The sequence below is a fragment of the Streptomyces cinnabarinus genome (genome assembly GCF_027270315.1).
Classification (GTDB): Bacteria; Actinomycetota; Actinomycetes; order Streptomycetales; family Streptomycetaceae; genus Streptomyces; species Streptomyces cinnabarinus.
Genome location: NZ_CP114413.1, coordinates 5,192,254 through 5,204,696 on the forward strand (window position 1 = coordinate 5,192,254; position 12,443 = coordinate 5,204,696).

Annotated in this window: 11 protein-coding genes; 4 read left to right on the forward strand and 7 right to left on the reverse strand. The window is 69.2% G+C overall.

Annotated features, from left to right (window positions below; translation table 11 throughout):
• Window positions 1-12: 12 nt before the first annotated feature.
• From STRCI_RS23540 to STRCI_RS23570, 7 genes are all read right to left on the reverse strand, one after another.
• Window positions 13-1,350: a putative T7SS-secreted protein gene (locus tag STRCI_RS23540; RefSeq protein ID WP_269660951.1), complete on the reverse strand. Its 1,338-nt coding sequence runs from the start codon at window positions 1,348-1,350 to the stop codon at window positions 13-15.
• A 47-nt stretch (window positions 1,351-1,397) separates the two neighbouring features.
• Window positions 1,398-1,682 (reverse strand): hypothetical protein, encoded by a 285-nt coding sequence (locus STRCI_RS23545; protein WP_269660952.1) that lies wholly within the window; start codon window positions 1,680-1,682, stop codon window positions 1,398-1,400.
• A 52-nt stretch (window positions 1,683-1,734) separates the two neighbouring features.
• Window positions 1,735-2,820, reverse strand: a complete 1,086-nt coding sequence (locus tag STRCI_RS23550) for a hypothetical protein (RefSeq protein ID WP_269660953.1) — start codon at window positions 2,818-2,820, stop codon at window positions 1,735-1,737.
• Complete coding sequence (locus tag STRCI_RS23555; RefSeq protein WP_269660954.1) at window positions 2,817-3,488, reverse strand: hypothetical protein; 672 nt, start codon at window positions 3,486-3,488, stop codon at window positions 2,817-2,819. Before STRCI_RS23555 ends, STRCI_RS23550 begins: the two co-directional genes overlap by 4 nt.
• A gap of 327 nt (window positions 3,489-3,815) precedes the next feature.
• Window positions 3,816-5,123, reverse strand: coding sequence for a hypothetical protein (locus STRCI_RS23560; RefSeq protein WP_269660955.1), 1,308 nt, complete (start codon window positions 5,121-5,123; stop codon window positions 3,816-3,818).
• Window positions 5,113-7,119 (reverse strand): hypothetical protein, encoded by a 2,007-nt coding sequence (locus STRCI_RS23565; protein WP_269660956.1) that lies wholly within the window; start codon window positions 7,117-7,119, stop codon window positions 5,113-5,115. Before STRCI_RS23565 ends, STRCI_RS23560 begins: the two co-directional genes overlap by 11 nt.
• A 100-nt stretch (window positions 7,120-7,219) precedes the next feature.
• Window positions 7,220-8,110, reverse strand: coding sequence for a hypothetical protein (locus STRCI_RS23570; protein ID WP_269660957.1), 891 nt, complete (start codon window positions 8,108-8,110; stop codon window positions 7,220-7,222).
• A gap of 430 nt (window positions 8,111-8,540) precedes the next feature.
• Here STRCI_RS23570 and STRCI_RS23575 point away from each other — a divergent pair, with 430 nt between their 5' ends.
• From STRCI_RS23575 to STRCI_RS23590, 4 genes are read left to right on the forward strand one after another with little or no spacing between them, the layout of a single operon-like run.
• On the forward strand, window positions 8,541-9,272 hold the full coding sequence (locus tag STRCI_RS23575; protein ID WP_269660958.1) for a hypothetical protein: 732 nt from the start codon (window positions 8,541-8,543) through the stop codon (window positions 9,270-9,272).
• A 17-nt stretch (window positions 9,273-9,289) separates the two neighbouring features.
• Window positions 9,290-10,123, forward strand: coding sequence for a hypothetical protein (locus STRCI_RS23580; protein ID WP_269660959.1), 834 nt, complete (start codon window positions 9,290-9,292; stop codon window positions 10,121-10,123).
• Window positions 10,120-11,427, forward strand: a complete 1,308-nt coding sequence (locus STRCI_RS23585; RefSeq protein WP_269660960.1) for a TadA family conjugal transfer-associated ATPase — start codon at window positions 10,120-10,122, stop codon at window positions 11,425-11,427. The genes STRCI_RS23580 and STRCI_RS23585 overlap by 4 nt, the downstream gene beginning before the upstream one ends.
• A gap of 4 nt (window positions 11,428-11,431) precedes the next feature.
• Window positions 11,432-12,436, forward strand: coding sequence for a type II secretion system F family protein (locus STRCI_RS23590; RefSeq protein WP_269660961.1), 1,005 nt, complete (start codon window positions 11,432-11,434; stop codon window positions 12,434-12,436).
• Window positions 12,437-12,443: the final 7 nt, after the last annotated feature.

Consider the following 12,443-nt stretch of genomic DNA (forward strand, 5'->3'; position numbering starts at 1 on the left):
AGAACTCTTCTCTCACCACTGACCGACCGGCGCTTCCATGCGCCCCTTCATCCTGTCGTACTCGCCTCCCGAGACGTCGTTCCCGAACTTGTCGCCGAGGTCGAGTCCCGTGCCCACTGCCCACGAGCCCTGAAGCGTGTTCTGGTGCCGCTTCGCCTGGGCGGCATTATCGGCGAGCGTGGTGTTGTCCGGGTACTCGTCCCGCCACTTCCTGATGTCCTTCATCTGCTGGCTGAGCTTCGCGTCGCCGATGGTACTGACCTTGTCCCGTACCGTGGCCACGGGCATCTCGGCGTCGCGTACTTCGGCAGCGGCCTTCTTGCCGACCGCGCGGTTCTTGGCCTCCATGTTCTGGTTGCGGGCCCGCGCGGCGCTCCGTTTGTTACCCGAAGTGCCCCCGCGTTTCCGTGAGGCCCTCTGGGCGTTGGCGCGCGCTCCTGCATTGCGCTGAGCTGCTTGCCCGGCCTTCTGGGTGTCGGCCACTCCGGAAGCGGTCTTGCGGGAACTCTGCTGAAGTCCCTTAATGGCTTTTGCTGCCTTGAGGCCGTTTCGAGCCATTTTGAGTGCACCGATGTCCATGACGACGTCAAACCACGAACCATTGCCTGTGGCGGCCATGGTGAGATGCGAGAGCGTCACCGCGATGGTCAGCCCGAGTGCGATCCAGCCCACGACGGGGATGAACATGGCGACAACGCCCGCGATGGTGGCCAGCCAGCTGAGGCGTTCGGTCCAGTCCTTCAGCCACTCGGCATCAGCGACCCACGCCTTGAAGTCCGTCCACCAACTGTCCTTCATGTCATCGTCGATGGAAGACCGGATCTTGCCTGCGAAGTGGCCCGACCGCTCTTGGTAGTCGCCCTCCGCTGTGTTCAGCCGTCTGCCCGCGTCTGCTAGATCTTCCTTGGCCTGCTTGAGAGCGGGATCCTCATCCGGTGAGTCGTTGGAGTCCGTTTCCTTCTTCTTGTCGGACTCCTTCGAATCCTTGGCTTTGGCTGCGTGACTGTCGATGGTGCGCTGTGCTTCCTTGGCGTCGACGAGGGCCTTGTCCGCCTTCTTCTGGAACTCTTCCAGCTCATTCGCCCAATTGGACAGATGGCCCTTTACCTCGCGGTACCGGTCCTCTGCCTCGTCGAGCTTGCGACCCAGGCCCCGTGAATCCTCGCCCAACTTTTCCGCGTACTTGCCCTTGAGGTTGTCGGCGTCGGCCATCGCAGTGAGTGCAGCCGCCTGGGTGCGCAGGTACTCGGCGATCTCTTTCATGTGCTTTACCTGATCGCGAATTCCCTCCGGGTCGCCCGGTACGGGATCGCTCTCACGCAACGGCTGCCAGTCCTTCGGGCGCGCCATTTAATTTCCCCCGTGCAATTGTGATTCAGGCATGGATATGTGAAGGATCACTTCTTCTTGCCGACCGTTGCCAGATCGTCGTCAAGGCCCTTGAAGGCGTTGCGCGTTCCCTCCACCATCTTGCCCACGGTTTCCAGGGACTCAAGCAGTCTCTTGCGATTGTCGTCCCAGTTGTCAATGAATTCGCCCATTGCGTCTTTGAGTTCGGACGCTCCGACTACCGACTTGATGTCGTCCTTCCATTCGCCCAGGTTCTTGAACTCGTCACGGATCGCGCCGAGCTGTTTGGCGGACGTACTGAGCAGGGTGAAGTCGACAACCAAGTCCGACATGGGTCCCCCTATTTGTCTGTTGTTCTGTGCATGGTTCTTCCGCGGGCGGGCGTCACCGGTTGATGGACTGGATCTCCTGGACCGTGACGGCCTGGTCGTTGCCGAAGGTGCCGTTCGGGAGGTCGCCGCCGGTGCCGCCGGATCCTGTCCAGGCGATTTCCCAGGTGATCGTGGCCTGGAGGTTGAAGGTGTCGTCGCCGGAGGAGCGGAGGTACTTCAGGCCGCAGGGCGGGGTCTGGTCGGCCTTGCCCTTGGCGTAGGGCTCGCCGATGGAGCCGTCCTCGTTGATCGCGCACTCGCCGGATGCCGGGTAGGTCTCGGCGTCCGGTGTGCCCGGCTCCAGCTTGAGGGCGATCGGCTTGGCCGTTGTTGTGGCCTGGAGGTTGAAGCCGGGGACGTTGATGGCCGCGGTCGCCTGGACCTCGTCGAAGACGGCCTTGTCGAGCCAGGCCCACGTCGGCAGGTTCACCTTGGTGACGGCCTCGGGGGCGAGGGTGACCTTGGTGTCGGGCAGTTGCATGTGCTGGTAGGCCAGGGCGGCGAGCACCTCCGGGGTGATCGCCTCCTCGTACTGAGGCGGCGGGGGCTCGCCGTTGTCGACCCAGAAGGGGAGGTCGTTGCAGGAACTCCGCTTCAGCAGGTCCGGCTCGCTGGGGTTCTCGACGGCGGCCCAGAACATCCCCTCGCCGTCCTTGTCGACGTTGTAGTCCTTGTAGCCGGGGGTGTCGGTCCAGCCGTAATCGTCCTCGTAGTGACGCTGCAACTCGCTGAGCGCCGCGCCCGCGTGGCCGCCCATGCCGGGTGCGTTCATCAGGCCCTCGATGTCCTTGGACATCTTCTCCTTGAAGTCCTTGGCACCGAGGTACGGGGCGTACCAGCAGGGCGGGGGCGTCCAGTTGACGTCGGAGGACGTCACGTTGCCCTTGCTGCCGTTCTTGGCGACGGATCCGGAGTAGGTGACGCGGGCGGCTGCGTAGATGCCGTTGCCGTCACCGCCGCCCGTCTGTTCGGTGCTGGAACCATCGGTGTTACCCGGCTCCTCTCCCGCGTGGGCCGGCTCTGCGAGGGCGAGGACGCCCAAGGCCACTGTCAGAGCAGCCGCGCCGGTGCTGAGGGCCGTACGCCGTGACCTGTTCACTGGCACTTCGCCGCCTTCGCCTCGACGAACACCTTGGATGCCTGCCACAGGCCGTCTCCGGTGGGGAGCTTGACCATGATGATCTTGAAGTAGTCGAAGTCTGTGATGCTGGGCGCGGCCTTCAGGATCTTCCCGGTCTTGATCTCTTTGGAATAGAACTTGGTCGAGTCCACGCAGAACGCGACCTCGACCGAGGTGCCGTTCGACGCTGACCGGGTGGTGGCCTGGTAGTGGCGCCGCGTGCCGGTTGCCGTCCAGTCGCCTTCGAGCCTGACGTCGATCTGCGTCTTCCCGTACTTCAGTCCATCGCCAGTGGAGTAGGCGACCAAAGCGGCATCCTGCGTTGTGCGCTTGTCGACGCCTCGGTAGATGGCGCGGACGAAGTTCGCCGCATCCTCCATCGCCGCCGCCTCGTTCTTGTCCTTCGGCTTGTCCCAGTCGAAGACGAGGTTCATGTCCTTGGGCAGGGACACGTCGACGCCGTCCGGCTTGTCCTCCGCGGGTGCTCCCGAGGGCTCCGTCGACTTTTCCGGCTTCGAGGACTGCTGGTCGGCGCCCGGGATCTTGTCGTTGTCGCTGGGCTCGTCGTCCCCGCTGCCGCAGGCGGTCAGCAGCAGTGCTGCCGTCGCGGCGAGTGCGGCGGCGGTGGGCAAGGTGCGGCGCTTCACAGTGGACTCCCCGTGAGACTTGAGTTCAGTCAAGACCACAAACGGTATCTGTGGGGTTCCCGCTTCGCCAGCGCGAACTTCCGCCGGAATGAGGTCAATACGGGCGTATGGGGAGGTGATGGAGTGTGGTGTGTGTCCTGATCGTGCCGAACGGGTGGGCGCGGGGGCCGAGTCGGCCGAGCTGCTCGTTCCCGGGCGCTGTTGCAGATTCCCCTTCGCTATCGAGGCATGAATAGGGTTGAGGTGTGGTCTTCGTCTCCTCGCTCGCCCTCGACGGAAGTCGCAGTCACCGGGGTGGACTGAGGACCTATGGGATGGTGACGGTCCTCAATCCAGCGGCCGGGCAGGCAACTTCGCCTGCGCGCAGCTACGTCGGCGCACGCCGTCGTCATCCCGCTCCCCCCGAAAACTCCGCGTAAAGTCCCCCCGCACCACCCGACCCGCCATCCCGTCCCCCGGCAGCGACCCGTACCCGGTCGCCGCCCACACGCTCCGTTCCGCCGGTACCTCGAAGTAGGGAATCGTGCGGCCGTCCTCGCTCACGTCCGTCAGGGACTGAGGCGCGCGGTGGGTGTGGACGGCCGTGGCGCAGGTGGGGCAGACGGCTACCCGTGTGCCCTCCCGGCGGCCCAGTCGGCGCCAGTTCGTGTGGTGGGCCGCCCGGCCGTGCAGGGGGTTGAAGAAGCAGCGGGGGAGGGGGGACGGGGTGCCGCTCAGGGCGTCTCGGCCCTCCGTCGCCAGGGCCAGGGCTCCCGCCAGGTCCGGCAGGCCCCTCGCTCCGTCCAGCACCGTGCCCGCCGCCGCGTACGCGTCCAATGCGCGGGACAGGCCCGGCGTCGTCGCGTCCGCCGCCTGGACCTGCTCGCCCAGCGCCACGACCTCGGCCTCCGCCCGCCGCCGCACGTCCGCCTCCTCGGCGGCGCGGGCTGCCGTGAACTCCGGCGCGGGAGCCGTGACGGTTCTACGGCGGCGACGTACGAGGAAGAGGAGGGTGAGTACCGCCGCGCAGCCCCCCGCCATCGCCGCCATCGTCGGCCAGCCCGCCCCCGAGTCCTGCCGCCGCCGCGGCGGGGCCGCTTCCTGTTCTCCGGCCGTGTCCCTCGTCGCCCTCTCGTACGCCTCCGTTCCCTCACCCCCCGCCACCAGCTCCACCGCCTTCGACGTCAGGTCCGCCAGGCCCGCGTTCCGCGTCTCGTCGAGGAAGCCCGCCGCGGCCACCGCGTCGCGGGTCTCGTGGGTGTCGGCCGGCCATTCGTAGCCGTTGAGGGAGTCCGTGAAGACGCCGTCGGTGGTGATGAGGATCAGGTCGCGCTGGGGGAGCCGGTCCCGTACCACCGACGCCAGGACGTCCGCGTCGCCGTCGAAGGCGTCGCCCTTGGTGAGGGGAGTGAGGACGATCCTGATCGGCAGGCCCGTCCCGTCGATCTGGCGTGTCAACTCCCGCTGCCGGGACAGTGGTACGGCTTCGGCGTACGCGTCGTCCACGTACACCGGCGACTCGCGCAGGGCCTCCGCGATCCGCTCACCCGGACTCGGCGGCGCGCTGTCGGCGGCCGCCCTCGCCGGGAACAGGAACAGGGACAGGGACAGCAGGCACGACGCCCGTACGGCCGTACCCACCCGCCTACGCCACATGAGCCGTCTCCTTCGCCTTCTCGATCAGGCGGCGGATGCCCTCGGGGATCACGCTCAGCAGCTCGGCATCCTCGTACCGCGCGCGGGGGCTCGAACCGGGCAGGGTCAGTACGCGGGTGTGGAGGGTGGCCGGCGCCGCGATCGCCATGTCGCGGCAGAGGCCGCAGACATGGAGGAGGCGCCGCTGTCTGCCTTCGGCGACGACCCGCGCGTGGTGGCGGGTGACGGCGGGCCCGTGCAGGGGGTTGACCGCGCAGCAGCGGTTGTACGCCTTGCCCGCGAGGGCGGCACGTCCCGCGCGCGCGAGCACGGTGACCGCGACCAGGGTGGCGGCATCCGCCGCGTCGATACGGTCGGGATCGCCTTCGAGGAGGAGCAGCGCCGCGTCCAGACAGTCCCCGGGGCGGCTGTCCGTCCGGCCCGGTGTCGGCCCGGGCTCACCGGACTCGAAGTCGGCTTTCAGTGTGCGGAGTTCGATGCGTGCGGTGGTGCGGAGATACGACAGTGCCGGCTCCGTCGGTGACGTCTGCGGCAGTGACTCCGTCGACAGCGGCTCGGGGCGGCGGCGCCGGAGCACCGCGCCGATGACGGCGAGCACTCCCGCCAGTACGCCGTACAGCAGTCCCGCGGCGAGCAGGCCCAGGAAGAGGCCCGGCCAGAAGTCGCTGCTGAAGAGGGAGGGCAGGTCGTCCTCGGTGACGGGGTTCGTGACCGGGTACGGGTCGCCGGGGGTCTCCGGCTCGTCCGTGCGCGGGGACTTGTCGAGGAAGGTCATCAGGGCGTCGAGGCGCTCACCGAGGAGGTGGTCCTCGGCCTCGTCCGCCTTGTCGTCGCCGTACGCGATCGAGTCCGGGAGGTCGAAGAGGAGAGCCAGACCGTCCAGTCGCAGGCCGTGGTTGAAGACCTTGATGTAGCCGTGCAGGGGGTCGGCGACGATGTAGACGCCGTCCTCGCCGAGCTTGTCGTGGAGCGCGTACGCGAAGTTCTCCTCGTCGCCCTCCGACTCGTCCTCGAACAGCTGCGGGACGACGGACACGTACACCGGTCCACCACCCTCGGACCGCTCGAAGTTCTCGATACGGCCGTGGAGGGAGGTGAGTTGGGCGGTGCTCAGGACCCGTGGGCTCTCCGGGTCCGTGTACACCGGGTCCTCGGCCAGGCCCTCCGCGACCCGGTCAAGGCGGGCTTCGAGGTCGATCGCCCTGGGGCGGGGGGAGGGGCTGGACGTGGTCTGGTCGAAGGCCGCGGCCGCGGCGAAGGGGATGGCGACGGCAGCGGCCAGGGCCACGGCGGGGGTGACCCAGCGCGGGAGCCGGCGATCGGCGCTCTTGCCACGGGCCGGGCCGCCCCGGAGCTTGCGCCGCCAGCGCCGCACCCCGGGGACGAGGAGCAGGATCAGCAGGGGTACGGCGGTGACCAGTACCCCGGTGAGGGTCGACTGGTTCTCCCGGTCGGACGAACCGATGTACATCGCCGCGGGCTCGTCGTCCGCGTACTTGTCCCGCGCCGCGTCCGCCCGCGCCGCCGCCTTCCCGCCGCCCTGCGCGATGACCTCGGCGAAGACCTCGAACTCCCGCAAGGGGCCAGCGTCGTAGGGGAGTTCGTAGAGGCAGACCGTGAGGGCGTCCTCGGCGGGCGCGCTGACGCCGAAGGCCACGGCTTCCGTGACCGACGACTCGTCGACGACCACGAACAGCCCGTCCTCGCCGAGCCGGTCGTGCACCGCGCCGAGCAGGCCCTGGGGATACGTGGCCTGGCGCGGCAGTACGAGGACGTACGTCGGGACACCGGTGCGCTTCGCCACCCTCGCGAAGTCCGCCGTCATCGACTTCGGCACCTCGCGGGGCAGTTGGTCGGTGACGTACACCGGGTTCTCACGGAGACGAGCGGCCAGATAGGCGGCCTGGGTGTCGTCCTCCGCGGCTCCGGCGGGCGTAGCTGCGGCAAATGGCGTGAACAGGGCTGTCAGTACGCCGAGTACGAGAAACCCCCGCACCCGCCCCAGAAGACCCCACAAACCCACCACTGCCTCCCCCGTGCCGTGCCCCCGACTCACCGCGGCACTCTACTCATCCCTTCACTGCCGCGAAACGGAGCTACTCCTCGGCGTCCAGCAACTTCCGCAGCGCCGGTGACAGTTCCGGCACCTGGGCCCCCGCCGCCTGGGCCGCCGTCAGTGCGCGGACGTATGCCTCGGCCTCCGCGCGCAGTGCCTGCTTCTTGTTGCCCTGGCGGCTGCCCGCCAGCCAGATGAGGATGGCGAGGGGGACCAGGGCGAGGAGGCCGTAGGCGACGGGGACCTTCTCGGCCCAGGCCCAGCCCGCGCCGACCAGGCCCACCAGGAGGAGCAGGCAGCCGGTCTCGTCGTGCCAGCCGCCCGTGTCCGCCGTCTGCTCGTACTGGGTGACCGCCGCCGGTTTCGGCGGGACGGCGACAGATTGGTCGGGCGTGGGGGGAGCTTCGGGTGTGGCTGCCGGCAGCGGTGGCACGCTCGGGTACTCCGGTATCCGCGCCCAGCCCTTCCCGCTCCCGCCCGATGTCCGGCCCTCCAGCCATGCCGGTACGTGTGTCAGCGGCAGGCCGTGGGCGCGGGCCACGCCCAGGAGTTCGCGGTAGCCGTTCAGCGCCGGGTGGGTGAGCTCCCGCTTCCAGCGGATGCTCAGTGAGGTCAGCGCGGCCACGCCCACCACCAGCAGTACGCCCGACACGAGCAGCGCCTGCTTCGCGGTGCGGTCCGGGAGTGCCGTCACCGTGAACGGCAGGATCACGCCCGCCGTGAGCGCCAGACCGCCGATCCACGCCCGCCAGCCGCGTTGTGTCGCCCCCATCGCCCGCTGCCGCTCCTTGAGCAGTGCGGCCACGGCCGTGTCGTCCGTGTAGTCCATCCCGTGCCGGGCGCCGATCGTGCGGGCGGCTTCCAGGACGCGGGGGTCCGCGGCCAGCGTCGCCCCGTTCACCGGGAGGAGGTTCGTCGTCGTATCTGCCATGGCGGTCAGTCCGTAACCCTTCGTCCGTCTTCGGCGATCGGCAATCGGTGATCATGGCACGGGTGATTGCCCCGCTCGTGAGTGAATCGTGCAGGACTCATGGTTGACGCGTGAGGGGCGGGTCGTGGGGGAGCGGGGAGCTCTTCACTCCCGCACAGAAAAGTGCAGCTCACAGCCGGGTCCACAACTGAGTTTCCTGGGCCTCCAGTTGCGGATGCGTAACAGTACGGTCCCCGCTCCGCACGGGACCGGACGCGCCTTGAGGGGCTTATGGGCGGCTGATACGGTGCGATGGCTTGACACTCACCCCAGCTGCTGACTATCCGCGCAAGACGCGAAGATGACGCAGGAAGGGGGGTGAAGTGTCCGGAATTGCAAAGTATTTGACAGTCTTGGCAGACAATTTCTTGGGTGTACGGGGAGCGGTTGCGTGAAGATCCAGGAGCGTACGGGGGCGGGCGCGGGACGGTCCGCGGCTCCGGCTCAGCCGTCGGTCGGCGACCGGCTTCCCACTCCTCCTCGCGAGCGCAAACCCGCGCTGGCCGCGTTGGCGGTGCTGTTGATCCTGATCGGTGCGCTGGGCGCGACGATGCTCGTGCTCCAGGCCGGTGACCGGGTCGAGGTGGTCAAGGTCACCGAGGAGATCCCGGCAGGCGGGTCCGTCACCGACGACAACGTGACCTCGGTCATGGTCGCCCAGGACGACAGCATCCACTACGTCAAGTGGTCCCTCCTGAACGACCTGAAGAAGCTCAAGGCCGTCAACACCATCCCCGCCGGTGCCGTCGCCGTCGGCGAGATGTTCGGCGAGGAGGCCGGTCCCGCCCAGGGCAAGGCCACCGTCGGCCTCTCCCTCAAGGCCGGCCAGTACCCGACCGGGCTCAAGGTCGGCGACGTCGTCGCCGCCTACCGCGTCGGCGCGACCTCCGGCTCCGACTCCGACGACGCGGACGCCAATGGCGGCTCGGCAGCGGGCGGCGGCAGCGGTGTCATCGTCGACCAGGCCACCATCTCCTCCGTGCCGGGCGACAAGGGCGAAGACCTCGTCGGCAGCACCAACTTCACGATCACCGTGACCGTCGACACCGCCGAGGCCGCCCCCCTCGCCCAGGCCGCGTCCAATGGCGAAGTGGCCATCGTGCGCGTCTCCAGCAGCAACTAGAAGGCGGCACAAAACCCATGGCGCTCATCGCTCTCGCCGCCGACAAGGGTTCCCCCGGCGTCACCACCGCGGCCGTCGCCCTCTCGGCGGTCTGGCCGCGCCGCGTCCTGCTCGCCGAGACCGACCCGGCGGGCGGAGACCTGGTCTACCGCAGTGCCGCCGCGCACGGCGGACCGCTCAACCCCAACACCGGCATGCTGTCCATAGCCGCCACCGCGCGGCGTGGCCTCGTGCCCGATCAACTCTGGGACCACGTCCAGCCGTTGAGCGGCGGACTCGAGGTGCTCGTCGGGCTCGGTATCGCCGAGCAGGCCGCCGGGCTCGCCGGGCTCTGGCCCACCCTCGGGCACGCCTTCTCCACCCTCGCCGACTCCCCGAACGCGCCCGCCGACGTCATCGCCGACTGCGGCCGCATCAGCGGTGACACCCCGGCCGTCGAGCTCTTCCCGCACGCCGCCCTCGTCCTGCTGATCAGCTGTACCGAGCCGGAGGCCATCGCCCGCGTCCGGGACCGGGCCGCCGCCCTCGCCACCAAGCTGCACGGCGGTGCGCGCGGTGCCGCGAGCCTCGGTACCCCGCTGATCGGGGTCGTCCTGGTCGCCGACCCGGGCGACGCCCCGAAGATCGCGGGCCAGGTCAACGACATGCTGGTGCACGCCCAGACCGGCGCCCGCGTCGTCGGCACCATCGCCGACGACCCCACCGGCGCCGACCAGCTCGCCGGACGCAAGCGCGGCCGCCTCGACAAGTCCCTGCTGATCCGCTCGGCCCGCAAGGTCGCGGCCGACATCTACCAGCAGTACGGCGCCGCTTGGGCCCATCAGGCCCAGATGAACGGCCAGCCCGGATGAGCGCTGTCGACCACCAGCTGGTCAAGCGGTTCCGGCAGGAGGCCGGTGACCGGATCGCCGAGCAGCGCCGACTGGACCAGGTCAGCGGTGTCACCCCGATGTCCAGCGAGGACGAGCGGCAGTACGCCCGTGCCGTCATCGCGCAGATATTGGAGGAGTACGCCCGCACCGAGATCAACGCCGGGCGCACTCCCCTCGACGCGGAGACCGAGGAGCAGTACGCGGCCGCCGTGCACGCCGCCCTCTTCGGCGTCGGCCGGCTCCAGCCGCTCCTCGACAACCCCGAGGTCGAGAACATCGACATCAACGGGTGCGACCAGGTCTTCGTCGGCTACAGCGACGGCCGGGAGGTGAAGGGGGACCCGGTCGCCGAGACCGACGAGGAGCTCATCGAGCTCATTCAGGTCCTCGGCGCCTACTCCGGTCTGTCGTCGAGGCCCTTCGACTCCGCCAACCCCCAGCTCGACCTGCGGCTGCCCGACGGTTCGCGTCTGTCGGCCGTCATGGACGTCGCCCGGCGGCCCGCGCTGTCCATCCGCCGCGCGCGCATGGGCAAGGTCTTCATCTCCGACCTCGTCGGCAACGGCACGCTGACCCCGGAGGTCGGCCACTTCCTCGCCTGCGCGGTCCGCGCCCGCAAGAACATCATGATCGCGGGCGCCACCAACGCCGGTAAGACGACGCTGCTGCGGGCCCTCGCCAATGAGATCCCGGGGCACGAGCGGCTCATCACCGTGGAGCGCGCGCTGGAGCTCGGGCTCGACACGTTCCCCGAACTCCACCCCAACGTCGTGGCGTTCGAGGAGCGGCTGCCCAACTCCGAGGGGCAGGGCTCGATCAGCATGGCGGAGCTGGTGCGCCGGTCCCTGCGTATGAACCCCTCCCGCGTCATCGTCGGTGAGGTGCTCGGCGACGAGATCGTGACCATGCTCAACGCGATGTCGCAGGGCAACGACGGCTCGCTGTCCACGATCCACGCCAACAGCTCCAGCGAGGTCTTCAACCGTATTTCCACCTACGCGTTGCAGGCGACCGAGCGACTGCCCATCGAGGCCAGCCAGATGCTGATCGCGGGTGCGGTGAACTTCGTCGCCTTCATCCAGCGGCGCAACGACTACCAGAGCGGCGGCCGGCTCCAGCGCATGGTCACCTCCATCCGCGAGGTCAACGGCGTCGACGGCCGGGTGCTGTCCAGCGAGGTGTTCGCCGAGGCGCCGGACGGCCGTGTCGTGCCGCACGCGCCGCTCGCCTGCCTGGAGGAACTCATGGCGCACGGCTACCGGCCCGCCGGAACTTGGGGGTGAGCACATGAGTGAACTCGGCTCCATGGGCGGTCTGTTCTCCACGACCGTCCTGTACGCGCTCGCCTGCGGTGTCGCCGTCGGCGGCGGTCTCGCGCTACTGCTGATCGCCGTACGCGGACTGCCCGCCAAGCCCGACCACGAGAAGCAGAAGGCCAGTGAGCGGGCCAACGAGCTGATCCGGTTCGCCGGTCAGCGCGGGTCGCTCGCCGCGGGCGTAGGCCTTGTGGTGCTGCTGCTCACGCGGTGGGCGGTGCTCGGCATCGCGGCGGGCATCCTCGTCTTCTTCTGGGACCGGCTGTTCGGCGGTGCCGCCGAGGAGCGGGCCGCGATGAAGCGGGTGGAGGCGCTCGCCTCCTGGACGGAGTCCCTGCGCGACACCATCGCCGGCGCGGTCGGCCTGGAGCAGGCGATCCCCGCGTCCGCGCGCGCCGCGGCCCCCGTGCTGCGGCCGCATCTGGACGCCCTGGTCGACCGGTTGCGCTCGCGCACCCCGCTGCCCGAGGCGCTCCAGCAGCTCGCCGACGAGATCGACGACGCGTCCGCCGACATCATCGTCGCCGCGCTCATCCTCAACGCCCGGCTGCGCGGCCCCGGTCTGCGCCAGGTGCTCGGCGCGCTCGCCAAGTCGGCCCGCGAGGAGGTCGACATGCGGCAGCGCGTGATGGCCCAGCGGGCCTCCACTCGGCGCTCGGTGCAGATCGTCGTCGCGGTGTCGGTGGCCTTCGTGCTCGGACTCTCCATCTTCAACCGGGAGTTCGTCGAGCCGTACGGCGATCCGGTCGGCCAGCTCGTCCTCGCCTGCGTCTGCGGTCTGTTCGCGCTCGGCTTCCTGTGGCTGCGCAAGCTGTCGACCATCGAGACGCCCGAGCGCTTCCTGGTCCGCGACGAGTCGTCGGTCCAGTTCGTACGGCCGAGGACGCCCGCCGCGGCCGGTGCGCAGGCCGCACCAGGTGCGCCGGGCGCGCCGCAGCAGTCGCCGTTCCAGTCCGAGGAAGGGGGACGACGGTGAGCGAAGT

Coding starts and splice junctions, on each gene's coding strand:
- STRCI_RS23560 (WP_269660955.1), bottom strand. CDS start 5,123: ATGTGGCGTAGGCGGGTGGGTACGGCCGTACGGGCGTCGTGCCTGCTG.
- STRCI_RS23590 (WP_269660961.1), top strand. CDS start 11,432: ATGAGTGAACTCGGCTCCATGGGCGGTCTGTTCTCCACGACCGTCCTG.
- STRCI_RS23585 (WP_269660960.1), top strand. CDS start 10,120: ATGAGCGCTGTCGACCACCAGCTGGTCAAGCGGTTCCGGCAGGAGGCC.
- STRCI_RS23540 (WP_269660951.1), bottom strand. CDS start 1,350: ATGGCGCGCCCGAAGGACTGGCAGCCGTTGCGTGAGAGCGATCCCGTA.
- STRCI_RS23545 (WP_269660952.1), bottom strand. CDS start 1,682: ATGTCGGACTTGGTTGTCGACTTCACCCTGCTCAGTACGTCCGCCAAA.
- STRCI_RS23570 (WP_269660957.1), bottom strand. CDS start 8,110: ATGGCAGATACGACGACGAACCTCCTCCCGGTGAACGGGGCGACGCTG.
- STRCI_RS23580 (WP_269660959.1), top strand. CDS start 9,290: ATGGCGCTCATCGCTCTCGCCGCCGACAAGGGTTCCCCCGGCGTCACC.